Origin of the sequence: Microbacterium dextranolyticum (genome assembly GCF_016907295.1) — a bacterium.
GTDB lineage: Bacteria > Actinomycetota > Actinomycetes > Actinomycetales > Microbacteriaceae > Microbacterium > Microbacterium dextranolyticum.
Window position 1 is genome coordinate 2329145 of record NZ_JAFBBR010000001.1, and the last position, 24593, is coordinate 2353737.

General features: G+C 70.6%; 21 protein-coding genes. 8 read left to right on the forward strand and 13 right to left on the reverse strand.

What is annotated here, in order from left to right:
- From JOE64_RS10765 to JOE64_RS10775, 3 genes are read right to left on the reverse strand one after another with little or no spacing between them, the layout of a single operon-like run.
- Positions 1-624, reverse strand: a complete 624-nt coding sequence (locus tag JOE64_RS10765) for a GNAT family N-acetyltransferase (RefSeq protein WP_204964249.1) — start codon at positions 622-624, stop codon at positions 1-3.
- Positions 625-634: 10 nt separating this feature from the next.
- Positions 635-1342, reverse strand: a complete 708-nt coding sequence (locus tag JOE64_RS10770) for a uracil-DNA glycosylase (RefSeq protein ID WP_204964250.1) — start codon at positions 1340-1342, stop codon at positions 635-637.
- Entirely contained in the window at positions 1342-1857 is a 516-nt protein-coding gene (locus tag JOE64_RS10775) for a phosphoribosyltransferase (RefSeq protein ID WP_204964251.1), read from the reverse strand. The genes JOE64_RS10770 and JOE64_RS10775 overlap by 1 nt, the downstream gene beginning before the upstream one ends.
- Positions 1858-1908: 51 nt before the next feature.
- Here JOE64_RS10775 and JOE64_RS10780 point away from each other — a divergent pair, with 51 nt between their 5' ends.
- Entirely contained in the window at positions 1909-3411 is a 1503-nt protein-coding gene (locus JOE64_RS10780; protein WP_204964252.1) for an MFS transporter, read from the forward strand.
- 10 nt (positions 3412-3421) lie between these two features.
- Here JOE64_RS10780 and JOE64_RS10785 read toward each other — a convergent pair whose 3' ends face one another.
- Positions 3422-4231: an SDR family oxidoreductase gene (locus JOE64_RS10785; protein ID WP_204964253.1), complete on the reverse strand. Its 810-nt coding sequence runs from the start codon at positions 4229-4231 to the stop codon at positions 3422-3424.
- Positions 4232-4362: 131 nt separating this feature from the next.
- On the opposite strand from JOE64_RS10785, the gene JOE64_RS10790 reads away from it, so the two are divergent.
- Both JOE64_RS10790 and metX read left to right on the forward strand, forming a co-directional pair.
- On the forward strand, positions 4363-5685 hold the full coding sequence (locus tag JOE64_RS10790; RefSeq protein WP_204964254.1) for a bifunctional o-acetylhomoserine/o-acetylserine sulfhydrylase: 1323 nt from the start codon (positions 4363-4365) through the stop codon (positions 5683-5685).
- Positions 5686-5900: 215 nt separating this feature from the next.
- Positions 5901-7103, forward strand: a complete 1203-nt coding sequence (gene metX, locus JOE64_RS10795) for a homoserine O-acetyltransferase MetX (protein WP_204964255.1) — start codon at positions 5901-5903, stop codon at positions 7101-7103.
- 7 nt (positions 7104-7110) lie between these two features.
- Here the strand turns inward: metX and JOE64_RS10800 are convergent, their stop codons facing one another.
- From JOE64_RS10800 to JOE64_RS10815, 4 genes are all read right to left on the reverse strand, one after another.
- On the reverse strand, positions 7111-8247 hold the full coding sequence (locus JOE64_RS10800) for an MFS transporter (protein ID WP_239532173.1): 1137 nt from the start codon (positions 8245-8247) through the stop codon (positions 7111-7113).
- 134 nt (positions 8248-8381) lie between these two features.
- Positions 8382-8717, reverse strand: a complete 336-nt coding sequence (locus tag JOE64_RS10805; protein WP_204964257.1) for a thiamine-binding protein — start codon at positions 8715-8717, stop codon at positions 8382-8384.
- Between the two features lie 35 nt (positions 8718-8752).
- Positions 8753-9970, reverse strand: coding sequence for a glycosyltransferase 87 family protein (locus tag JOE64_RS10810; protein ID WP_204964258.1), 1218 nt, complete (start codon positions 9968-9970; stop codon positions 8753-8755).
- A gap of 58 nt (positions 9971-10028) precedes the next feature.
- Positions 10029-10871 carry an ADP-dependent NAD(P)H-hydrate dehydratase gene (locus tag JOE64_RS10815; RefSeq protein ID WP_204964259.1) on the reverse strand — a complete coding sequence of 281 codons (843 nt, stop codon included), beginning with the start codon at positions 10869-10871 and terminating at the stop codon, positions 10029-10031.
- Between the two features lie 74 nt (positions 10872-10945).
- Between JOE64_RS10815 and JOE64_RS10820 the strand changes: the two genes are divergently transcribed.
- Positions 10946-12019, forward strand: a complete 1074-nt coding sequence (locus JOE64_RS10820) for an NADH:flavin oxidoreductase/NADH oxidase (protein ID WP_204964260.1) — start codon at positions 10946-10948, stop codon at positions 12017-12019.
- A gap of 106 nt (positions 12020-12125) precedes the next feature.
- Here JOE64_RS10820 and JOE64_RS10825 read toward each other — a convergent pair whose 3' ends face one another.
- Both JOE64_RS10825 and JOE64_RS10830 read right to left on the reverse strand, forming a co-directional pair.
- Positions 12126-13184, reverse strand: coding sequence for a hemolysin family protein (locus JOE64_RS10825; protein WP_204964261.1), 1059 nt, complete (start codon positions 13182-13184; stop codon positions 12126-12128).
- The gene (locus JOE64_RS10830) at positions 13181-14509 is read right to left on the reverse strand and encodes a hemolysin family protein (protein ID WP_204964262.1); all 1329 of its coding nucleotides are present in this window, start codon (positions 14507-14509) and stop codon (positions 13181-13183) included. Before JOE64_RS10830 ends, JOE64_RS10825 begins: the two co-directional genes overlap by 4 nt.
- A 310-nt stretch (positions 14510-14819) precedes the next feature.
- On the opposite strand from JOE64_RS10830, the gene JOE64_RS14555 reads away from it, so the two are divergent.
- Positions 14820-15794 carry a hypothetical protein gene (locus JOE64_RS14555; protein ID WP_239531748.1) on the forward strand — a complete coding sequence of 325 codons (975 nt, stop codon included), beginning with the start codon at positions 14820-14822 and terminating at the stop codon, positions 15792-15794.
- A 103-nt stretch (positions 15795-15897) separates the two neighbouring features.
- Here the strand turns inward: JOE64_RS14555 and guaB1 are convergent, their stop codons facing one another.
- The gene (gene guaB1, locus JOE64_RS10840) at positions 15898-17355 is read right to left on the reverse strand and encodes a GMP reductase (RefSeq protein WP_204964263.1); all 1458 of its coding nucleotides are present in this window, start codon (positions 17353-17355) and stop codon (positions 15898-15900) included.
- Positions 17356-17463: 108 nt separating this feature from the next.
- On the opposite strand from guaB1, the gene JOE64_RS10845 reads away from it, so the two are divergent.
- Both JOE64_RS10845 and JOE64_RS10850 read left to right on the forward strand, forming a co-directional pair.
- Positions 17464-21162 carry a multifunctional oxoglutarate decarboxylase/oxoglutarate dehydrogenase thiamine pyrophosphate-binding subunit/dihydrolipoyllysine-residue succinyltransferase subunit gene (locus JOE64_RS10845; RefSeq protein ID WP_204964264.1) on the forward strand — a complete coding sequence of 1233 codons (3699 nt, stop codon included), beginning with the start codon at positions 17464-17466 and terminating at the stop codon, positions 21160-21162.
- A 150-nt stretch (positions 21163-21312) separates the two neighbouring features.
- The gene (locus tag JOE64_RS10850) at positions 21313-22221 is read left to right on the forward strand and encodes a diacylglycerol kinase (protein WP_204964265.1); all 909 of its coding nucleotides are present in this window, start codon (positions 21313-21315) and stop codon (positions 22219-22221) included.
- 28 nt (positions 22222-22249) lie between these two features.
- Here JOE64_RS10850 and JOE64_RS10855 read toward each other — a convergent pair whose 3' ends face one another.
- Both JOE64_RS10855 and JOE64_RS10860 read right to left on the reverse strand, forming a co-directional pair.
- The gene (locus tag JOE64_RS10855; protein ID WP_204964266.1) at positions 22250-22495 is read right to left on the reverse strand and encodes a zf-HC2 domain-containing protein; all 246 of its coding nucleotides are present in this window, start codon (positions 22493-22495) and stop codon (positions 22250-22252) included.
- Positions 22492-23136, reverse strand: a complete 645-nt coding sequence (locus JOE64_RS10860; RefSeq protein WP_239531749.1) for a sigma-70 family RNA polymerase sigma factor — start codon at positions 23134-23136, stop codon at positions 22492-22494. The genes JOE64_RS10855 and JOE64_RS10860 overlap by 4 nt, the downstream gene beginning before the upstream one ends.
- 110 nt (positions 23137-23246) lie before the next feature.
- On the opposite strand from JOE64_RS10860, the gene aroA reads away from it, so the two are divergent.
- Complete coding sequence (gene aroA / locus JOE64_RS10865; protein ID WP_204964267.1) at positions 23247-24590, forward strand: 3-phosphoshikimate 1-carboxyvinyltransferase; 1344 nt, start codon at positions 23247-23249, stop codon at positions 24588-24590.
- Positions 24591-24593 lie beyond the last annotated feature (3 nt).

Here is a 24593-nt window from a genome sequence, read left to right on the forward strand (position 1 = left end):
TCAGTCGGTGCGTGCGCGGCCGAACAGAGAGCGCTTCTTCTTGATCGGCTTCAGCTGCTTCTGCAGGTAGACCGTGCCCAGCCACCGGCCGAACTTGAAGCCGACGCGTCCCATCCGCCCTACCTCGACGAAGCCGAGCCGCTCGTGCAGGGCGATGGATCCCTCCGCACCCTTGTCGCTGATGACCGCCACCATCTGGTGGATCCCCGCCTGCTCGCTGGCGGCGATGAGCGCTTCGAGGAGCGCCCGCCCCAGTCCCTTGCCGGTCGCGGCGTGGCCGAGGTAGATGGAGTTCTCGACGCTGTAGCGGAAGGCCGACTTCGCCGACATGGGCTGCACCAGCGCGTACCCGAGGATCTGGCCCGTCGGCGACTCGGCGACCAGGAACGGCATGTCGAGCTTCTGCAGATGGGCCACCTTCTCGCGCCACTGCGCGAGGGTCCACTTCTTCTCATCGAAGGTCACGACGGAGTTCGTCACGTAGTGGTTGTAGATCTCGCGGATGTCGGGGATGTCGGATGCCCGGACGGGCCGGATCTCGTACGCGAACGGACGCTCGCTCTCGACCCGGCGCAGGTGCGCGGGGAGGCGTCGGCGCGTCTTGTCGTACTCCTCTTCCAGCATGGGCGTCAGCCTACGCGGCGGGCGCCGACGCGGTCACGCGCCAGTCCACGGGGGCGGCGCCCTGCTCGACGAGCAGCGCGTTGGCGCGCGAGAACGGCTTCGAGCCGAAGAAGCCGCGGCTGGCGGACAGGGGTGACGGATGGGCCGATTCGACGGTCGGCGTCGCGCCGAGGAGCGGGCGCAGGCTCGCGGCGTCGCGCCCCCACAGGATCGCGACGAGAGGGGCGTCCCGCGCAACGAGGGTGCGGATGGCGTGCTCGGTGATCTTCTCCCAGCCCCACCCGCGATGCGAGGCGGGAGCGCCCGGGGCGACGGTCAGCACCCGGTTCAGGAGCATGACCCCCTGGTCGCTCCAGGCCGACAGGTCGCCGTGCGGTGCACGGGGGATGCCCAGATCGCTCTCGAGCTCGGTGTAGATGTTTCCGAGGCTTCGGGGCACCGGGCGCACGTGCGCGTCGACGGCGAAGGACAGACCGATCGGATGCCCCGGCGTCGGATACGGGTCCTGCCCGACGATCAGGACACGGACCTCGCTCAGCGGGCGGGCGAACGCGCGCAGCACGCGGTCGCCGGCGGGAAGGTAGCCGCGCCCCGCCGCCGTCTCGGCGCGCAGCCTCTCGCCGAGAGCCGCGATGTCGGGCGCGACGGGTGCGAGCGCCTCGGCCCACGAGGGGTGGACGAGCCCCGCCGCGCCGAGCTCGTCGAGGCTCATCGCCATCAGGCGCTCGCCTCGCCGCCCGCGTCCTCTTCGGCGACCGTCCCGCGGGCCGACCACGGGAAGTCGATCCAGCGGTCGGTCTCGCGCCACGAGTAGTCGGGCGTGGCGACCGATCCGGGCTTGGTGTAGATGCAGACCGAGCGGACATCCGCATCGGCGTCGCGCAGCATCTTCACAGCGAGCGCGAGCGTGCGCCCGCTGTCGGCGACGTCGTCGACCAGCAGCACGCGCTTTCCGGGCAGGTAGCCGAGGTCGAGGTCGGGCGGGAGCAGTTCGGGGGCCTCGAGCACGGTGCCGATGCCGGTGTAGAACTCGACGTTCAGCGCACCGCAGCTCTTGACCCCGAGGCCGTAGGCGACCGCTCCGGCGGGAAGGAGCCCGCCGCGGGCGATCGCGACGACGACGTCGGGCACGAAGCCGTCGGCCAGGATGTCGCGGGACAGCGCCCGCGTCGCGTCGCCGAACCCTTCCCAGGTGAGGATTTCGCGTTCAGGGGCGGGCGTCTCGGAAGTCACCCCTCCAATGTAGAGCCCCGATCGGGTACGGCCCTCCCTAGACTGAGCGCCATGTCTTCCTCGCCCGCACCGCGTACCGTCTCGGCGGGGACCGGCAGCCTGCGCACCTCCGCCCTCGGGGTGACGGCGGGACTCATCGGCTGGTTCGTCGTCGTCGAGCTCGTCAGCGGCATCCTGCAGGGCTACTACGTGCCCCTCTTCAGCGACATCGTCCTCTCCCTCGGGATCCACGACTCCGACGTCAACTGGTTCGAGGCCGCGCAGCTGCTGCTCTCGGCCCTCGTCGTCCCCGTGCTCGCCAAGCTCGGCGATCTGTACGGGCACAAGCGGATCCTTCTGATCGCGGCGATCCTCACCGCGGGCGCGACCTGGTGGGTCGCCTTCGCCGCCTCGTTCTGGTCGTTCCTCATCGCCTGGGCGCTGCAGGGCTTCTACGTCGTGTGGCTGCCGCTGGAGATCGCGCTCATCTTCGAACGCGGCCGACGCCGGCAGCACGGCACGTCCACCACGCGACGGGCGGCCGGACTCCTCGTCGTCGGGCTCGAGGCGGGCGCGATCATCGGTGCTCTGGCGGCCGGTCGCGTCTTCGCGGCGACCGGCGATCTCACCACGACCCTCGTGGTACCGGCCGTCGCCGTCACACTCGTCGCCGTGGTGATCTGGCTCGGCGTGCCCGAATCGACGCCGCACGTCTCGCCCGACGGTCCGCGCTCACTCGACACGTGGGGCTTCGTGATCCTCGCCTGGGGACTGCTCCTGATCACGGGAGGCCTCGCCTGGATGCGCATGATCGGCGAGCTCCGTCTCGATGCCGGCGCCTGGTGGTGGGTCGTGCTGCTGATCGCCGCGGGCATCGGGGTGCTGGTCTGGTTCGTCGTCTACGAGCGGCGGCAGAAGGACCCCGCGATCGACATCCGCGTGCTCGCACGGCCGGAGATGTGGCCGGTGCAGGTGACCGCGTTCCTGATCGGGATCAGTCTGCTGGGTGCGCAGGGTCCGCTGTCGACCTACGCCGGAACGGACCCCGCGCTCGGGTACGGGCTGGGGTTGGATGCCACCGACCGCTCGAACCTCATCGGCGTCTACCTCGTCTCACTCATCGTCGGCGCCGTCGCGTTCGCTCTCACCTCGCGGCGGGCGAGTCCGCGCGTCGTCCTGATCATCGCCGCTCTTCTCGTCGGTGTCGGGTACGCACTGTTCCTGCCCTTCCACCTCGAGACCTGGCAGGTCATCGTCAACCTCTCGATCGCCGGGATCGGTGCGGGAGCGCTGGTCGGCGCACTCCCGGCGGCGGCCGCAGCGGCCGCGCCGATGGGCCAGACCGGCATCGCCTCGGCGCTCACCAACACGACCAAGACGATCGGCGGCACGTTCGCGTCAGCCGTCTTCGGCGTGGTGCTCGCCGCGGGGGTCGGAACCGTGGCGAGCCAGACCGCGGCATCCCTCGGCGGCTACCTCACCGTGTGGACGGTCTGCGCCGCCGGCGGGTTCATCGCCGCGGTGCTGCTGCTGTTCGTGCCGAAGGTGGCCTTCGCCGACGGCGCATCGAGCTGACCCGGCCGTCTCAGGCGCGGGGGCGCAGCGGGCCTCGCGCCAGAAGATGCTGCGCGGACTGGGCGACGGGCCGCATCGTCACGAGGTCGAGGTTCACGTGCCCCGGAGCGTTGAGGGCGTACGCGATGACATCGGCGACGTCATCGGCGGTGAGGGGGTTCTCGACGCCGTCGTAGACCTTCTCGGCGCCGGCCTGGTCTCCGCCAAGGCGATTGAGGGTGAACTCCGGCGTATAGACCATTCCCGGCGCGATCTCCGTGACGCGCAGCGGCTCGCCGTTCAGCTCGAGCCGCAGGGCGTGGACGAGCATCGACTCGCCCGCCTTGGCGGCGTTGTAGCCCGCGCCGCCCGGGTAGGCGGCCTGCGCGGCGGTCGAGGTGACGTACAGCAGGTCGGCGTGGCCGGTCGTGCCCGCACCGCCGGCGGATGCGGCGGCACGGCGCAGCAGCGGCAGCAGCGCCGCCGTCACCAGCTGCGCCGACAAGACGTTGACCTCGAACATCCAGCGCCAGTCGGCGGGGCGGCCGTCTTCGACGCGATCGGTGCCGCGGGCCCCGCCCGCGATGTGCACGAGCGCGTGGACGTCTCCGGTCGCCTCGAGGTGCGCGGCGAGCGCCGCGACGTCGGCCTCTCGCGTGAGGTCGGCGGCGAAGGATGCCGACCCGATCTCCGCGTCGAGGGCGTCGAGCCGGTCGGCTCGGCGAGCGACGCCCACGACGTCCCAGCCGCTCGCGCGGAGGGCACGGGCTGCGGCATCTCCGATTCCGGAGCTGGCCCCGGTCACCACGGCACGTCTGGTCTGATTCGGCTGGGTCGTCATGCGCCCCACGCTACCGGCCGCGTTCGTTACGTCACATTTCCCGATCGTTGTTGACAGCGGACGCCGACCGTACTCTCGGTCGTGGCCGCGGCATCCGTCGCCGTCTTCCCGATCTTCCGCAGGAGCCCGACATGTCCGCAGCCGAGAACTGGCGCTTCGAGACCACGCAGATCCACGCGGGCGCTCAGCCCGACCCGGTCACGAAGGCGCGCGCCACGCCGATCTACCAGACGACCTCGTACGTCTTCGACAACGCCGATCACGCGGCGAACCTGTTCGCCCTCGCCGAGTTCGGCAACATCTACACCCGCATCCAGAACCCGACGCAGGATGTCGTCGAGCAACGCGTCGCGGCGCTCGAGGGCGGCACCGGCGCCCTGCTGGTCGCCTCGGGCCAGGCCGCCGAGACCTTCGCGGTGCTCAACATCGCCGAGGCCGGCGACCACATCGTCTCGTCGTCGTCGATCTACGGCGGCACGTACAACCTCTTCAAGTACACCCTCGGCAAGCTCGGGATCGACGTCACGTTCGTCGAGAACCAGGACGACCCCGAGGAGTGGCGCCGCGCGGTGCGCCCGAACACGAAGCTCTTCTTCGCCGAAACGATCGGCAACCCGAAGATCAACGTCCTCGACATCCGCTCCGTCGCCGACGTCGCGCACGAGGCGGGCGTCCCCCTCATCGTCGACAACACGATCGCCACCCCCTACCTCATCCGTCCGTTCGAGCACGGCGCCGACATCGTGGTGCACTCGGCGACGAAGTTCCTCGGCGGACACGGCACCGTCATCGGCGGCGTCATCGTCGACGGCGGCACGTTCCCGTGGACCGAGCACGCCGACCGGTTCCCCGGCCTCACGACGCCCGACCCGTCGTACCACGGCGCCGTGTACACCCAGGCGGTCGGCGACGCGCTCGCCTATGTCATCAAGGCCCGCGTGCAGCTGCTGCGCGACCTCGGTGCGGCCATCTCGCCGCAGAGCGCATGGCTGCTCATCCAGGGCATCGAGACTCTGTCGCTGCGCGTCGAGCGCCACGTGCAGAACGCGCAGGAGATCGCCGAGTGGCTCGACGACCGTGAGGACATCGCGTCGGTGAACTACTCCGGCCTGCCCAGCTCGCCCTGGTACGCCGCCGCGAACAAGTACGCCCCGAAGGGCGTCGGCGCCGTGCTCTCGTTCGAGCTCAAAGGTGGCGTCGAGGCGGGGCGTGAGTTCGTCAACTCGCTCGCCCTGTTCAGCCACCTCGCCAACATCGGCGACGTGCGCTCGCTGGTCATCCACCCCGCCTCCACGACGCACTCGCAGCTGACCCCCGAGCAGCAGCTCACGGCGGGCGTCACGCCCGGCCTCGTGCGCCTGTCCGTCGGACTCGAGAACGTCGACGACCTGAAGGCCGACCTCGAGCAGGCCCTCGCTGCCGCGCGTCGGGTCTCCGAGGCCGCTCGCGCCTGAGGCATCCCTCGCCTGGCACGTCACGAGCCTGAGGCATCCCTCGCCTGTGTCATGCGCCTGAGGGGTCACGAACTCCGCAGAATGCCACGTACTCCGCACCCGATCACCGCATCGGGTGCGGAGTACGTGCGTTTCTGCGGGCTTCGTGCGCGGGAATGCACCCCGCGCACGTAACACGACGGCGGGCGCGCGCGGCACCCGCGAGAATGGATGCCATGGACTGGCAGGCCTCCGAAGACACGGTGCCCTCGGCTCCGATCTCAGAAGCCGACGCGCGGCTGCTGCGCGCCCGTCCGCCCGCGAGCGGCGCGTGGCGCGACGGAGACCCCGCGGGCGGGCGCGGATTCGCCGCGCTGGGCGCCTTCCGCACCGAGAACGGCCAGGGGCTGCCGTTCGCACGCCTCGCCTACGAGGCGTGGGGCGAGCTCAACGCCGCTCGTGACAACGCGGTGCTGATCCTGCACGCCCTCACCGGCGACAGCCATGTGCGCGGAGAGGCGGGGCCCGGGCACCCCACGGCAGGCTGGTGGGAAGACGTCGTCGGGCCCGGTGCCGCGATCGACACCGACCGCTGGTTCGTCGTCGCGCCGAACATGCTGGGTGGATGCCAGGGTTCGACCGGCCCCTCCTCGATCGGGCCCGACGGGCGTGAATGGGGGCCCCGGTTCCCGTACCTGACGATCCGCGACCAGGTGGCGGCGCAGGTCGCGCTCGCCGACGACCTCGGCATCGGCCGCTGGGCGGCCGTGATCGGCGGCTCGATGGGGGGCATGCACGCGCTGGAGTGGGGCGTCGGGCATCCGGATCGCCTCGAGCGCCTCGCGGTGCTCGCCGCTCCCCCGACGACCACGGCCGATCAGATCGCGCTCAACTCAGTGCAGCTCGAGGCGATCCGCATCGACCCCCGCTTCGCCGGCGGCGAGTACTACGACGCGCCCGACGGCGAGGGACCGCACCGCGGGCTCGCCCTGGCACGTCGGATGGCGCTGCTGAACTACCGCAGCCCGGTCGAGCTGAACCTGCGGTTCCAGCGATCGTGGCAGTCGGGCGTCAGCCCCCTCGGCGGCAGCGGCCGCTTCGCCGTCGAGAGCTACCTCGACTTCCACGGCAACAAGTTCACCCGCCGCTTCGACGCGAACAGCTACCTCACGCTCGTCGAGGCGATGAACTCGCACGACATCGGTCGCGATCGCGGCGGTGTCGAGGATGCCCTCGCGCGCGTGACGGCGCGGACGCTCGTCCTTGGCATCGACAGCGATCGCCTCTTCCCGGTCGAGGGCCAGGAGCGCATCTTCCGAGGCATCCGCTCGACGATCGATCCCGAGACGGTCGTCCTCTCGAGCGACTTCGGCCACGACGGATTCCTCATCGAGACCGCCGTCGTCGGCGCGCACCTGCGCCGCCTGCTCGAGGACTGAGCCCGCGTCACACCGCGGTGCGCCGGCGCGCGTCGACGGCGAAGCTCACGAGAGCGAGCACGAGGCCGGATGCCGCGAGCAGCGCCCCGACCCAGACCGGTGCCACGAAGCCGAACCCCGCGGCGATGACGACGCCGCCGAGGAAGGCCCCGGTCGCGTTGCCGATGTTCAGGGCGGAGTGGTTGAGCGCCGCGGCGATGGACTGGTTGTCGCCGGCGACATCCATGAGCCGCGTCTGGATGGCCGGGCTGATGACCGACGAGACGAAGCCGACCGCGAAGACGAACACCGCGAGCGAGACGATCCACGCCGAGGTGAGCGCCAGCAGAACCTGCACCACGACGAGCGCGGCGAGACCGACGAGGATCGTGCGCCGCAGGTCGATGTCGGCGAGCCGTCCGCCGACGAGGTTGCCGATGGTCATGCCGAGCCCCATGACGATGAGGACGAGGGGGACGGCCCACTCGGGCGAGCCGGCCACCTCGGTGACGATCGAGGCGATGTAGCTGTAGGCGGCGAAGAAACCGCCGAAGCCGATCGCACCGATGCCGAGCGTGAGCCACACCTGTCCGATCCGGAAGACCCCGAGTTCGGCGCGAAGCGTGCGACCCGGGTCGCCCGCATGAGCAGGCACCGAGAAGAAGATGAGCACGGTGGCGAGGGCGAAGATGCCCGCGACCAGGGCGAACGCCGTGCGCCAGCCGAACTGCTGGCCGAGGAAGGTGCCCACGGGCACCCCGACGACGTTCGCGATCGTGAGGCCGGTCAGCACGAACGCCACGCCCTGGGCGCGCTTGCCCGGCCCGAGGACGTCGGCGGCGACGAGGGCGCCGATGCCGAAGTAGGCACCGTGCGGCAGGCCCGCGAGGAAGCGCGACGCGGCGACCAGCTCGAAGCTCGGCAGCAGGAAGGTGAGCGCGTTGCCGATCGTGAGAGCGGCAGCGAGGGCCACCATCACCCGGTGGCGCGGGTACTTCGCCACGGATGCCGCGATCGTCGGAGCACCCACGACGACGCCGAGCGCGTACAGGGTGATGAGCCACCCGGACTGGGCGATGGCGGCGTCGGGGTCGGTCGCCGACAGGGCTGGCAGCAGGTCCGCGGAGATCTGCGGCAGCAGCCCCATGACGACGAACTCGGTCATACCGATGCCGAAGGAGCCGATGGCGAGGGACAGGAGCGCCCAGGTCGCCGCCTGCCGCGAGCGGGTCGGGGAGGTCACCGCGCCATGCTACCGGGGCTCCGGAGCCGCGCGGGCCGTCCGGAACAGGCTCCGGGTCAGGACGCGAGGTCGTCGAGCGCCGCTTCGAGCCGCTCGATCTTGCCGTCGAGCTCGCCGGTGTGCCCGGGCCGGATGTCGGCCTTGAGCACGAGCGAGACGCGCGAGCCGAACGGCAGCACCGCCTCGGTCGCGGCCTTCACGACGGCGAACACCTCATCCCACTCCCCCTCGATCTCGGTGAACATCGAGGTGGTGCGGTGCGGCAGTCCGGACGCGCGGACGACCGCGACGGCGGCGGCCACCGCATCGTGCACCGACCCGTCGGCGGAGACCGATCCGCCGGCCGGACCAGAAGGGGCGCCGGACGGGGCGACGGAGAAGGCGATGAGCATGGGGACCTCCGGAGGGGATGGGGGGATGGCGACGGTCAGGGAGCGGCGACGGCGGGCGTCGTCGCGCGGAGAGGGGCCGGGAGGCGGATGACACGCACGACCATCCACACGAACAGCGCGATCAGCACGAGGTTCCGCAGCGTGAGGATCGTCACCGGCCCGACGGCCGGCGAGAGAATGCCGTCATAGAACACCGGGTAGACGAGCTGGGTGAGCACCGCGGCGACGAGTGAGAGCAGCGCAGGGGCGGCCCAGCGCCGGCGGGCGATGACGAGCCCGGTGACGAGCGACGGTACGAGCCAGGCCAGGTACTGGGGCGATCCGACCTTGTTGCAGACGATGAAGCCGAGCACCAGGGCCAGCGAGAGCGGTGGGAAGAGCGAGACGAATCGCACGCCGCGACGCACATGGACGATGCCGACCGCGACGAGAGCCGCCATCACGGTGAGCAGCAGCGGGGTCATCGCGGCGACGACGAGGCCGATCTGCGGTCCGTCGACCTGGTACGTGAGCAGTTCAGGCGAGTAATACACCTGAAAACCGGGCACGTGCAGCACCGTGCCCCACACGTAGGGTGTCGCGACGGGCGACTCGATCTGCAGCCCGCGGGTGGTCTGCTCTCCCACGAAGCCGAACGCGTAGGTTCCCCCGCCTGCAAGCGTCACCCCGCCGAGCGTCAGGGCGGTGAGCGCGACCGCCCCCCCGATGAGCGCGGCGCGGCGGCGAGCAGCGATCACGGCGGCGGCAAGCAGGGCCGCGGGCCACACCTTGATCCACGTGGCGGCGGCGAGCAGCAGCGAGGCCGCCCACGGGCGGCCGACGATCCACAGGCATCCGATGATCGAGAGGGCGACCGTCACCGCTTCGAGGCGGTACAGGCCCACGGGCCCCAGCGCGGCGATGAACGCGAGCCAGAATCCCCCCGCGATCACGCGCGGCCTCGACGATGCGCGCCCGACGAGCACGGCGAAGGCGGCCGCGTCGACAAGGGCGGCGACGATCGCCCACCCGACGATGTATCCCGCGATCGGATCGAACCCATGCGCGAGGATCATCGGCACGAGGGCGAGCTGCGGATACACCCACGGCTCGGTGATCCCGACGATGCCGGCACCGGTCAGCGCGTGCAGCGACCACGGTTCGTACACATGGTAGATGTCACCCATCGGCTCATTCGGCAGTGCGAAGCCGAGCCAGGCGACACCGATGTGCACGACCGCGAACGCGATCCACAGCCCTGCGCGCCTCGACACCCTCACCATCCTACGGACGCCCGCGGACGGCGCCGGGGCGCCTGAGCGTCCCGAAGGCTCACTCGCCGCTGCGCAGCATCGACCCGACGACGGATGCCACGGCATCCGCGACGTCGAGCGCGGCGACCGGGCCTCCGTTCCGCGCCTCGGACGCGGCGGCCGCGGCCTCGCCGTGGACGAGCGCGGCGGTGGCCGCCAGCGGCCCCAGGTGCTCGACGTCGCTCGCAGCGGCGGCAGCCACGAGGGCTCCGAGCACTCCACCCAGCACGTCGCCGGTGCCGGCGGTCGAAAGCCACGCCGTGGGCGCGTCGACGATCCGCGTCCATCCGGCGGGCGTCGCCACGACCGTCTGGGCACCCTTCAGCAGCACGGCGACCCCGAGCGCGCGCGCCGTGCCCACGGCGGCGGCCACCCGCGCATCGAGGGAGTCCTCGTCGATCGGAGGAAGACCGGCCGCCGCACGAAGACGCACGTGCTCCCGGGCGTGCGGGGTGACGATGACAGGAGCCGCGCCGACCCGCCCCACCACGAGATCGAGCGCGCCCGCGTCGACGACGACGGGCACGTCGCCGTCGAGGATGCTTCGGAGCGCCACCGCCTCGTCGGGGTGGCGGTCGGCGGCATCCGTTCCCGACCCGACGAGCCACGCCTGCACGCGACCGTCCGCACCGATCGTCTCGGGGCGTCGGGCGAGAACGAACGACAGCGCGCGATCGGGGCCGAGATAGCGGACCATGCCCACCCCGGCTCGGTGGGCCGCTTCGACACCGAGGACGGCGGCCCCCGGGTAGCGCTCCGATCCGGTGCGCACACCGAGCACGCCGCGGGAATACTTGTCGTCGTCGGGGGTTGGCCTCCGCAGGAGCCGCGCCGCCTCGGATCGGTTCCAGACGTGCGTCATGGCGCCACCCTATCCCCGGGGGGTGCGCCGCACACCGCCCGCGAGATCCGGACCCGCCCAGAGGAGACCCCCGCATGAGCCTGCTGTTCACCCCGATCGACGTGGGAACTCTGACCGCCCGCAACCGCCTGTGGGTCGCTCCCATGTGCCAGTATTCGGCGCACGACGGGGTGCCGAACGACTGGCACCACGTGCACCTGGCGCAGTTCGCGTCGGGCGGGGCCGGGGTCGTCATCGCCGAAGCGACGGCGGTCTCGCCCGAGGGCCGGATCTCCCCCGAGGACGTCGGCCTGTGGAACGACGCGCAGCGCGACGCCTGGGCGCCGATCGTGCGTGCGATCAGAGAGCGCGGCGCCGTCGCCGGCATCCAGCTCGCCCATGCCGGGCGGAAGGCCTCGACGTGGGCGCCGTTCGCGGCGCAGCGCGGGTCGGTGCCCGTCGCCGACGGCGGGTGGCACACCGTCGCCCCGTCCGCGATCGCCTATGAGGGCTACGCCGAGCCCGGCGCCCTGGACGAGGCCGGGATCGACGCGATCGTCGACGACTTCGCCTCCGCCGCGGCACGCGCGGTCGACGCCGGATTCGAGATGCTCGAGATCCACGCGGCGCACGGGTACCTGCTGCACCAGTTCCTGTCGCCGCTGTCGAACCATCGGGGCGACCAGTACGGCGGGTCGCTCGAGAACCGCGCGCGCCTGCTGCTGCGCGTCGTCGACGCGGTTCGCGCGGCGGCACCGGATGCCGCGACGACCGTGCGCTTCTCGGCCACCGACGCCGCCGACGGCGGCTGGGACGCCGCCCAGACGGCCACCGTTGCCGGCTGGGCCGCCGCGCGCGGCGCCGTGTTCTTCGACATCTCCAGCGGAGGCCTCGTCGCCCACCAGCGGATCGTGACCGGCCCCGGCTACCAAGTGCCCCTCGCCGCGGACGTCCGGGAGGGAGCAGGCGTCCTCGTCGGCGCCGTCGGCGAGATCACCTCGGGCCCGCAGGCCGAAGCGATCCTCGCCGCGGGCGATGCCGACGTCATCCTCGCCGGACGGGAATGGTTGCGCGACCCGCACTTCGCGCTGCGCGCCGGGGCTGAACTCGGCGATCCCACGGCGGCCCCGTGGCCGCCGCAGTACGTCCGCGCCCGCCCGCACGCCTGAGAGCCTCAGCCCTCGGGCGTTCGGGCCTCGCACGCCGGGGATGCACGCCTCGGGTGCATCGGCTGGGCGGTCGTGACGGGTGGGCCCGGCCCACCCGTCACGACGCTCAGCGGACGCCGCGACGGGTGGCGTCGTGCACTTCGCCGACGAGTTCCTCGATGATGTCCTCGAGGAACAGCACGCCGGTCGTCTCGCCGGAGGCATCCCGCACCTGGGCGAGATGGCGACTGGATCGACGCATCAGAGCGAGCGCGTCCTCGAGATCGGTGGTCTCGGTGATCGAGACCATGTGATGGATCCGCTTGGCCTTGATCGGCGCCGAACGGCGCACCTCGGCATCCGGTCCCTCAGCAACGCGCAGCACGTCCTTCAGGTGCACGTAGCCGCGCGGGGTGCCCTCGGCATCCACGATCACATAACGCGAGAAGCCGTGCTTGGCGACGGCGCGTTCGATCTCGTCGGGGGTCGTCGACTCCGGCAGCGTCACGAGCTCGGCGAGGGGCACGGCGATGTCGCGCGCCTTCTTCTCGGTGAACTCGACCGCCGCCGTCACTGCGCCGGAGGCGTCGTCGAGCACGCCCTCGATGCGCGACTGGTTCACGATCGTCGCGACCTCGTCGAGCGTGAAGGTCGAGGCGGCCTCGTTCTTCGGCTCGACACGGAACAGGCGCACGGCGTGGTTCGCGATCCAGTTCAGCGCGACGATGATCGGGTAGAAGATCTTCGAGACCCACACGAGCGGCGTCGCGAGCAGCAGCACCGCGCGGTCGGGCAGCGAGAACGCGAGGTTCTTCGGCACCATCTCGCCGAACACGACGTGCAGATACGACACGATGATCAGCGCGATCGCGAAGGCGACGCCGCCGATGACGGCCTCGCTCCACCCGGTGAGCCCGAGCGGCCCCTCCAGCAGATGGTGGATCGCCGGCTCCGACACATTCAGGATCAGCAGCGAGCAGATCGTGATGCCCAGCTGGCACGTCGCGAGCATGAGCGTCGCATGCTCCATCGCGTACAGCGCGGTCTGCGCCGACGTCGACCCGCGCTCGGCGAGCGGCTCGATCTGCGAGCGACGCGCCGAGATGACCGCGAACTCCGAGGCGACGAAGAAGGCGTTGAAGGCCAAGAGCACGACGAGCCAGGCGATTCCCGCCCAATCGTTCATCGGGTCTCACCCCCCTCGGCCTCTGCGGCATCGGGCAACGGGTGCGGCGTGAACCGCACGCGATCCACCCTCCGTCCGTCCATGCGCGCCACTTCCAGGGTGCCGTCCTCGATCTCGACGCTGTCGCCCACGGCGGGGATCCGCTCGAGCTGCGCCATCAGGAACCCTCCGACGGTGTCGTACACGTCGCCTTCCGGAACCCGGATGCCCGTGCGGTCGAGCACCTCGTCGGGCCGGAGATCGGCGGGGAAGATCACGGTGTCGGCGACGCGGACCACACCGGCGATGCTGCGATCGTGCTCGTCGAGCACCTCGCCGACGATCTCCTCGACGAGGTCTTCGAGGGTGACGACCCCGGCCGTACCGCCGTACTCGTCGACGACGATCGCCATCTGGTAGCCGCGCGAGCGCAGCTCCGTCATCACGGCGTCGAGATGGACCGCCTCGGGAACGCGCAGGGCATCTTCGGCGATCGCGGCGGCCGGTACCTCGGCACGGCGATCGCGCGGCACGCTCACGGCCTGCTTCAGATGCACGATGCCGGTGATGTCGTCCATCGATTCGTCGAACACGGGAAAACGGCTGTGCCCCGTGCGCCGTGCGAGCAGGATGACGTCCTCGACGCTGTCGCCCGCGGCCACCGCGTGCACGCTCGGGCGCGGCGTCATGACATCCGCCGTCGTGAGACGGGTGAAAGTGAGCGTGCGATCCAGCAGCGACGCGGTGTCCTGCTCGAGCACGCCGGCGCTCGCCGACCGGCGCACGAGGCTGGAGAGCTCTTCCGCGGTGCGCGCGCCCGACAGCTCTTCCTTGGGCTCGATGCCCATGCCCCGCAGGATGCCGTTGGCGCTGCCGTTGAGCACGGCGATCGCCGGGCGGAACACCGTGGTGAAGGCGACCTGGAAGGGCATGACGAGCTTCGCCGTCTGCCGCGGGATGGCGAGGGCGAAGTTCTTCGGCACCAGCTCGCCCAGGATCATCGAGAACGTCGTGGCGATGGCGATCGCCACGACCGTCGAGATCGCCCGGCCCGCGGCATCCGGCACACCGGCGGCGTGGAACAGAGGACTCAGCAGGTTCGTGAGCGCCGGCTCCATCGTGTAACCCGTGAGCAGGGTCGTCAGTGTGATGCCGAGCTGCGCGCTCGAGAGGTGCGTCGAGGTGATCCGCAATGCGCTGATGGTCAGCGACAGTCGGGACTCACCGGCGGCCTGGCGAGACTCGAGATCGGCGCGGTCGAGATTGACGAGGGCGAACTCACTCGCGACGAACAGGCCCGTTCCGATCGTCAGAAGCAGCCCCACGCCCAACATGACGTAATCCATCACACGTCACCCCCGATCACGATCGGGGAGGGTTGGTGGGGCGAGCGTCTACAACTGGGAGGGTCGTCCATTATGCGACGAGTTTACGGCACCGATTCCTGAGGCGGGGCTGGACGCCCCGCTCCGCGGTCGCGCGCTCGCCGGCGCTGTCGAAACCGGCATCCGCGCCCGAAACCAACACGGCGCGAGCAGATATCGACCGCGCGAACCGTGGATGCCTCGTCCTCCCCATGCGGGGTGGGCGAGGAGGTGTCCACAGTGGGGGCGCGCGAGCGAGGGGGTGGATGCCGCGGATGCGACGCTCGGGGGCATGACGCACGCTCCCGAGATCTCGGTCCTGCGACGACGAGAGCTCCACGATCCTCTCGACGATCGCCACGCCCGTCGGATGGTCGCGGACGGCACCTGGGTGCGCGTCGCTCCCGGCGTCTTCGTCACCGGCGCCGAGTGGCGGCGCCTGACCCCGATGGCGCAGCATCGCATCCGCGTCGAAGAGGTCATGGCGCGCAGCCGCACCCCAGCGCTGATCTCGCATTTCGCGGCGGCGGCCCTCTGGCAGATCGACGTGCTCGGAGCGTGGCCGACCCGGGTCGACGTGACCATCGATCGAGCCACCGGCGGACGCTCCGGTGGCGCGATCACACGGCGAGCGCTGGGCCGGGAGGGGCGCGCATCCGTGCCGTTTGGGCACCACCGGCTCGCCACGCCCGCGCAGACCGCCCTCGATCTCGCGCGTCTGCTCCCGTTCCTGCGGGGTGTCACGGCGATCGAGCAGGCGCTCTGGACGGGCCGCCACGGCGGCGCGCTCGCGACGGCCGCCGATCTCTCGGCGCTCCTCGATGAAGCGGCACCCGCGCGGGGCGACGCCCGCGTGCGGCGAGCGCTGGAGGCATCCGCGACTCTGGCCGCCAACGTCCGAGAGACGCACATGAGACTGCTGGTCGTGGCGCTGGGCTTTCCGACCCCGCGTCTGCAGGAGCGGCGCGTGCTCCGCAGCGGCCGGCTCGTCTACGGCGACCTGTACTTCCCCGACGCGGATCACTGGCTCGAGATCGACGGCCGCGGCAAGTACCTCAGCCCCGAGTACACGGCGGGCCGTACGCCCTCGACCGTCGTCATCGACGAGAAGAACCGCGAGAACGAGATCCGCCGCGAGGTCCGCGGCTTCTCCCGCCTCGAGGCGACCGACGCCGACCGCCCGCAGCGTGTCTACGACGTCCTCACCGCCGACGGGCTGCGCAGCACCAAACCGCGCCCGCACCCCGGCGACCCGATCCTGCGCTGACCTCCGCTCGCGCTGTCGAAACCGGCATCCGCGTCGGATATCCGCACAGCGCGAGCAGGTTTCGACCGCGCGAACGGCCAGCAGGGCACCGCGAGACTGACACTCACCAGCTGACGGGGAGCGCCTTGCCCTCCTCGTAGCCGGCGGCGGACTGCAGACCGACCGTCGCGCGCTCGTGGAAGGCCGCCACCGAGGACGCCCCCGCGTAGGTGAATGACGAGCGCACGCCCGAGGTGATCATGTCGACGAGATCCTCCACCGACGGACGCAGCGGGTCGAGGTAGATCTTCGACGACGAGATCCCCTCGGCGAACAGCTCCTTGCGGGCGCGGTCATAGGCATCCAGTCGCCCGAAGCGGCCCTGGACGGCCTTTGTGGATGCCATCCCCCACGACTCCTTGTACACGCGGCCGGCCTCGTCGACCTGCAGCTGCCCGGGGGCTTCGATGGTCCCCGCGAACCACGAGCCGATCATGACCGACGCGGCTCCCGCCGCGAGCGCCAGGGCTACATCCCGCGGGTAGCGCACTCCCCCGTCGGCCCAGACGTGCGCGCCGAGCGCGGCGGCGGCCTGGGCGGTCTCGAGCACGGCCGAGAACTGGGGCCGCCCGACGGCGGTCATCATGCGCGTCGTGCACATCGCGCCCGGGCCGACGCCGACCTTCAGGATCGACGCTCCCGCCTCGACGAGGTCGCGAGCGCCGTCGGCCGTGACGATGTTGCCGGCGACGATCGGGATGCCGAGACCGAGCCCCGACACGGTGCGGAGGGCTCGCAGCATCCCCTCCTGATGCCCGTGCGCGGTGTCGACGACGAGGACGTCGACACCCGCGGCGGCCAGGGCCTGCGCCTTGGCGGCGACGTCTCCGTTGATCCCGACGGCGGCGGCCACGATGAGTCGCCCGTCCGCGTCGACGGCCGGGCGGTAGAGGGTCGAGCGCAGGGCGGTGCGCTGCGAGAGCGTTCCGACGAGGTGGCCGTGGTGGAGGACGCAGACGGTCTCGGCCTCGGCCTCGACGATGAGGTCGAACGCGTGCCGGGCATCCGTCACGTCGTCGGCGTCGATCGACGGCGTGCGCCCGCGCACGAGGTCGCCGAGGCGGGCATCCGGGAGGGCCGTCCCCAGCCGCGTCGCCGGCACCACCCCCAGGATCTCGTCGACGTGCACACGCTCGGCGAGTGCGGAGACGACCACGATGCCGTGCCCGGCGGTCGCGGGCAGGAGCGCCGCCGCCTCGGCGACGGTGGCGTCGGCGGCGAGGACGACGGGGCTGTCCCACCGCACGGGCTGGTCCTTGACCCAGCGGATGGCCGCATCGAGATCTTGCAGCGCCATGTCCTGCGGCAGCACGCCGAGTCCCCCGCGGCGGGCGAGGGCGGCGGCCAGGCGCGGCCCGGTGACGGAGTTCATGTTGGATGCCACGAGAGGGATCGTCGCGCTCGTACCGTCGCCCGGCGAGAGGTCGACGTCCAGGCGGCTCGTGACGTCGGAGCGACGGGGCACGAGGAAGACGTCGGAGTAGGTCAGATCGACGGTGGGCTGAGCGCCGGAGAAGTGCATGACTCCACGGTACTCACCACAATCCTGGGATACCCTTGGTGGATGTGTGCGTGAGGGCCCGCACCGGCCCTCGCCTCGTGAACTTCATCGACGAAAGCAGGCGCTACCGTGTCCAGTCAGGTGACCGGCGTGGGAACTTCAAACGACGGCGATTTCGGAGCCAACGAATGGCTCGTCGCCGAGATGTACGACCAGTTCGCCAAGGACCGCAACTCCGTCGACCAGTCCTGGTGGCCGGTCCTCGAAGCCTATGAGAAGGCTCAGCGCGAGGGCGGCGCACCCGCCGCGAGCGCGCCGGCACCTGCGGCCTCTCCGGCCGCCACGGCGGAGCCGCGCCCGATGACCGCGCCGATCCCCGTCATCGGCGCCCAGCCGGTCGCACGCACGACGGCGCGTCCGGCCTCGCCGCAGCCGGTCCCGGCCCAGGCGCCCACGAAGGATCCGGCGCCCGCTCCTGCCGCGCGCGAGGACGTCGTCACCCCCCTGCGCGGCATGCCGAAGACCCTCGCCGCCAACATGGACGAGTCGCTGACCGTGCCGACCGCGACGAGCGTGCGGACGGTCCCGGCGAAGCTCATGATCGACAACCGCATCGTGATCAACAACCACATGTCGCGCACGCGCGGCGGCAAGGTGAGCTTCACGCATCTGATCGGTTGGGCTCTGATCCAGGCGCTCAAGGTCTTCCCGAGCCAGAACGTGTCGTACGCGGAGATCGACGGCAAGCCCTCCGTCGTCGCTCCCGCCCACATCAACCTCGGCATTGCGATCGACCTGCCCAAGCCCGACGGCACGCGCGCCCTCATGGTGCCGAGCATCAAGCAGGCCGAGTCCCTCACCTTCGGCGAGTACCTCTCGGCCTACGAGGATCTCGTCAAGCGCGCCCGCGGCGGCAAGCTGACCGCCGCCGATTTCCAGGGCACCACGATCTCGCTGACGAACCCGGGCGGCATCGGCACGGTGCACTCGGTGCCCCGTCTCATGAAGGGCCAGGGCTGCATCGTCGGGGCGGGAGCTCTGGAGTACCCGGCCGAGTTCCAGGGGTCGAGCGAGAAGACCCTCGTCGAGCTCGGCATCGGCAAGACGATCACGCTCACGAGCACGTACGACCACCGCGTCATCCAGGGTGCCGGCTCGGGCGAGTTCCTGAAGATCGTCCACGAGCTGCTCATCGGCCAGCGCGACTTCTACGAGAGCATCTTCGCGGCGCTGCGCATCCCCTACGCCCCCATCCACTGGGCCGGCGACATCAACGTCGACATCGCCGAGCGCGTCGACAAGACCGCCCGCGTGCAGGAGCTCATCAACTCCTACCGCGTGCGCGGGCACCTCATGGCCGACACCGATCCGCTCGAGTACGTGCAGCGCACGCATCCCGACCTCGAGATCGAGAACCACGGGCTCACCTTCTGGGACCTCGACCGCGAGTTCGTCACGGGCGGTTTCGGCGGCAAGCGCGTCATGAAGCTGCGCGACGTGCTCGGAGTCCTGCGCGACTCGTACTGCCGCACGATCGGCGTCGAGTACATGCACATCCAGGACCCGGCCCAGCGCAAGTGGTTCCAGGACAACGTCGAGGTCAAGTACCAGAAGCCGAGCCACGACGAGCAGCTGCGCATCCTCGACAAGCTGAACCAGGCCGAGGCGTTCGAGACGTTCCTGCAGACCAAGTACGTCGGCCAGAAGCGCTTCAGCCTCGAGGGCGGCGAGTCGCTGATCCCGCTGCTCGACGAGATCCTGCAGGGCGCCGCGGATGCCGCTCTCGACGGCGCCGCGATCGGCATGGCCCACCGCGGTCGCCTGAACGTCCTCACCAACATCGCCGGCAAGACCTACAGCCAGATCTTCCGCGAGTTCGAAGGGTCGGTCGCGATCGGCTCGAAGTCGGGCTCGGGCGACGTCAAGTACCACCTCGGCACCGAGGGCACGTTCGTGTCGGATGCCGGTGAGGAGCTCCCCGTCTACCTGGCCGCGAACCCGTCGCACCTCGAGACGGTGGACGGCGTGCTCGAGGGCATCGTCCGCGCGAAGCAGGACCGCCGTGCCATCGCGACCTTCTCGTGGTTGCCGATCCTCGTCCACGGCGACGCGGCCTTCGCCGGCCAGGGCGTCGTCGTCGAGACGCTGCAGATGTCGCAGCTGCGCGGCTACCGCACCGGCGGCACCGTGCACGTCGTGGTCAATAACCAGGTCGGGTTCACGACCCTCCCCCAGGACGGCCGCACGTCGGTGTACGCCACGGATGTCGCCAAGACGATCCAGGCACCGATCCTGCACGTCAACGGCGACGACCCCGAAGCCGTCGTCCGCGTCGCCGAGCTCGCGGTCGCCTACCGTCAGCAGTTCCACCGCGACGTCGTCATCGACCTCGTCTGCTACCGCCGGCGGGGCCACAACGAGGGCGACGACCCCTCGATGACGCAGCCGCTCATGACGAACCTCATCGAGGCGAAGCGCTCGGTGCGGCGTCTGTACACCGAGTCGCTCGTCGGCCGCGGCGACATCACCGAGGAAGAGTACGAGAAGGCCAAGCAGGACTTCCAGAGCCGCCTCGAGGTCGCCTTCGCCGAGACGCACGCCGCCGAGACCGGCACGACCGGCGTCGTCTCGCCGGCGACGGGCAGCATCGAGCAGGCCGTCGGCGAGCCCGAGACGACGGGTGTGTCGACCGAGGTCGTGCACCAGATCGGCGATGCGTTCGTCAACAAGCCCGACGGCTTCACGGTGCACCCGAAGATCCAGCAGCTACTGGAGAAGCGCCTGGAGATGAGCCGGACCGGCAAGATCGACTGGGGCTTCGGCGAGCTGCTCGCCTTCGGTTCGCTGCTCATGGAGGGCACCAACGTGCGCCTGGCCGGGCAGGACGCCCGCCGCGGCACGTTCGTGCAGCGGCACTCGGTCATGCACGACCGGGCGAACGGCCAGGAGTGGCTGCCTCTGGCCAACCTCAGCCAGACGCAGGGTCGTTTCTACGTCTACGACTCGCTGCTCAGCGAGTACGCGGCGATGGCGTTCGAGTACGGCTACTCCGTCGAGCGCCCCGACACCCTCACCCTGTGGGAGGCGCAGTTCGGCGACTTCGCCAACGGCGCCCAGTCGGTCATCGACGAGTACATCTCGGCGGCCGATCAGAAGTGGGGCCAGCAGTCGGGCGTCGTCCTGCTGCTGCCGCACGGCTACGAGGGCCAAGGGCCCGACCACTCGTCGGCGCGCATCGAGCGCTACCTGCAGCTGTGCGCGCAGGACAACATGACCGTCGCTCGACCCTCGACGCCCGCGTCGTACTTCCACCTCCTGCGCCGCCAGGCCTACGCCCGCCCGCGCCGTCCCCTGATCGTGTTCACCCCGAAGGCGATGCTGCGTCTGCGCGGAGCGACCAGCAGCGTCGAGGACGTCACCACGGGCCGGTTCCTGCCGGTGATCGACGACGGCCGCGGGCTCGACGCCGGATCGGTCAAGCGGGTCCTGCTGCACTCCGGCAAAATCCACTGGGACCTCGTCAGCGAGCTGGAGAAGAAGCCGAACCCCGAGATCGCCCTCGTGCGCATCGAGCAGCTCTACCCGGCGCCGATCGACGAGCTCAACGCCGTGATCGATCGGTACCCGAACGCCGAGATCGTCTGGGTGCAGGACGAGCCCGAGAACCAGGGCGCGTGGCCGTTCATCGCCCTCGAGGTCGTCAAGCACCTGCACGGCCGCACCATCCGGCGCGTCTCGCGCGCGGCCGCCGCGTCGACCGCCACGGGCTCGCCGAAGGTCCACGCCCGCGAGCAGGCCGCGATCATCGAGAAGGCGCTGACGCTCTGACCCGCTGACGTCGCGAACCGACACGAGTGAGGGGTGGATGCCGCGGCATCCACCCCTCACTCGTGTCGCGGCGCGCTCGTGATGGCCCGACACGGCAAGATGGGCGAGCACCTTCGCGCCCCGACGGGGCCCTCACACCGACAGGACGACATGGACGTCGCGCTCCTCGTCAATCCCACGGCTCGATCCGGCGGGAGCTCGCGCATGGTCGACAGCGCCGCGGAGCGCTTGCACGCGCACGGCATCCGCACGAACCTCGTCGTCGGCGCCGATGCCGCCGACTCGACGCGCCTGCTGCGCCGGGCGCTGGACACGGGGACGGATGCCGTGGTCGTGGCGGGCGGCGACGGCACCGTGAACCTCGCCGTTCAGGAACTCGCGGGCACTCCGGTCCCGCTCGGGATCGTGCCCGTCGGCACCGGCAACGATGCGGCGACCGCTCTCGGTCTGCGCGAGCGCGACGCGATCGGCGCGGCGGATGCCGTCATCTCGGGTGCACTGCGGACGATCGACCTTGCGCGGGTGCGTCGCGCGGACGGCACGACCCGACTTTTCGCGACCGTGCTCGCGAGCGGCTTCGACTCGCGCGTGAACGATCGGGCCAATCGCATGCGGTGGCCGCGCGGCCACCGCCGGTACGACATCGCCCTCCTGGTCGAGTTCCTCCGATTGCAGGCATGCTCGTTCGACGTGGAGCTCGAGAGCGCCGACGGCACCATCGAACGACTGTCGGAGGATCTCATCATCGCCGCCGTCGGGAACGGACCGACCTACGGCGGAGGGATCCCCATCTGCGCCGACGCCCGGATGGACGACGGGCTCCTCGATGTGACGATCGTCCGATCCATGTCACGCGCACGGATGCTGCGCCTGCTGCCGCACGTCTATCGCGGCACGCACACGGCGCTTCCCGAGGTGCGGACGATGCGGGTGCGACGGGTGCGCGTCGGGGCACTCGAGACCACGGCATCCGCAGACGGCGAGACGGTCGGACCGCTGCCGCTGGAGGTCGAGGCCGTCCCCGCAGCGCTGCGCGTCTTCTTACCCACGCCAGCGTGAGGACCGACCCCTCACTCCGGCGGACGCGTCAGTGGTGGGTCGCCTGCTCGCTGCGCAACCGAGCAAGAACCTGGTCGCGCAGCTGCTCGGGGGCGGTCTCTTTGCAGGCGCGGGCGATCACCGCGGTGAGAGTCGTCGCCACCAGGGCTTCGTCCCGGCATGCGGGACAGTTCTCGAGGTGCTCGGTGATGTCGGAGTGCTCGGTCTTGCAGACCTCGTTGCGGAGGTACTCCTCCAGGTCTTTACGTGCCTTGTCGCAGCCGCAGTCGCTCATTTCCTGCTCCCAGATGATGAAGTCGCGGGCGCCGGCACCGCGATGCCGCGCTCTCGCGCGTAGTCGGCCAGCAGGTCGCGCAGCAGTCGTCTGCCACGGTGCAGACGGCTCATGACCGTGCCGATCGGGGTTTTCATGATGTCCGCGATCTCCTGATACGCGAAGCCTTCGACGTCGGCGAGATACACCGCGAGTCGGAAATCCTCGGGGATGGACTGCAGGGCATCCTTCACGGCGGACGCCGGCATGTGGTCGATCGCCTCGGCCTCGGCCGAGCGCGAGCTCGTCGCCGTCGTCGACTCGGCACCGCCGAGCTGCCAGTCCTCGAGCTCGTCGATCGTGCCCTGGAACGGCTCGCGCTGCTTCTTGCGATACGTGTTGATGTACGTGTTCGTGAGAATGCGGTAGAGCCACGCCTTCAGGTTCGTGCCCTGGGTGAACGAGGCCCACGAGGCGAACGCCTTGACGAAGGTCTCCTGCACGAGGTCCGCAGCATCGGCGGGGTTGCGGGTCATCCGCATCGCGGCCGCGTACAGCGGGTCCATGAACGGCAGCGCCTGCTGCTCGAACTGTGCACGGGCATCCTCCGCGCGCAGCGCGTCCACCGGATGCGGGGTCTCTGACTGCGCCTGCTCTTCCATCGCGGCCCAGTCTACGTCCGCGAGGCCGCCGATAACCGGTGGGAGTGTCGCTGTCAACACCGAGATGATCCTTTCGATCGCGTCGGACGGGTTCGTTAGGGTAGAACTCGATGACCACGACCGGGTATTCCCCTTCTCACCCCGCTTCGCCGTCGACCTGGGTTGCGCCCCACGTGGACGAGCCGGTGCAGGCGACGGTCGCGGTGCCCGCGTCGAAGTCGCTGACCAACCGCAAGCTGGTCCTGGCGGCCCTCGCGGACGGCCCGAGCACACTGTCGTCGCCTCTGCATTCGGACGACTCGGATCGCATGGTCGATGCGCTCCGCACGCTCGGAGCCGTCATCGACGAGGTGCCGGGCGACGGCGCGTTCGGACCGGACTTCCACATCACTCCCCCGGCCTCGCTGCGCGGCGACGTCACGATCGACTGCGGCCAGGCCGGCACGGTCATGCGATTCATCGCACCGCTCGCGGGGCTCGCCGAGGGTGACGTGACCATCACGGCGCACGAGAGCGCCCTGCACCGCCCCATGGGCGAGATGATCAAGGCGCTGCGCGAGATCGGCGCCGACATCGACGACGGCGGGCGCTGGGCACTGCCGTTCACGGTGCGCGGCCGCGGCCGCATCCGCGGCGGCGAAGTCATGATCGATGCCAGCGGTTCGAGTCAGTTCGTCTCCGGTCTGCTCCTGGCCGCACCCCGGTTCGACGTGGGCCTGCATCTCATCCACTCGGGCGAGCGCCTTCCGTCGATCCCGCACATCGACATGACCGTCGAGACACTCGCACGCCGCGGCATCCAGATCGAGCACCCCACCCCGAACGAGTGGATCGTCCCGGCCGGCATCCCGCGCGGCCGCGACACGGTGATCGAGCCCGACCTGTCGAACGCCTCCCCGTTCCTGGCCGCGGCCCTGCTTACCGGCGGCTCCGTGACGATCCCCGGGTGGCCGCCCACCTCGACCCAGCCGGGTGCGCTGCTGCCCGAGATCCTGTCGCTGCTGGGAGCACGGACCGGCCGACGCGGCGGGGCTCTCACCGTGACCGGGTCGGGCCGGATCGCCGGCGTCGACCTCGATCTGACGGCGGCGAGCGAGCTCACCCCCACCCTCTTCGCTCTGGCGGCGTTCGCGGATGCCCCGACGACGCTCCACGGCATCGGTCACATCCGCGGCCACGAGACCAACCGCATCGACGCCCTCATCGGCAACCTCCGGGCCCTGGGCGGCCAGGCCGATGAGCTGCCCGATGGCATCCGCGTCACTCCGCGACCGCTGCACGGCGGGCTGTGGCGAGCGCACCACGACCACCGCATCGCGACCGCGGGCGCCCTCATCGGTCTGCGCGTTCCCGGCGTCGAGGTCGATGACATCGGCACGACGGCGAAGACCATGCCCGAGTTCCCGCAGCTGTGGCAGCGGATGCTCGACGGCGACGCCGCCGCGCGGTCCTGAGCT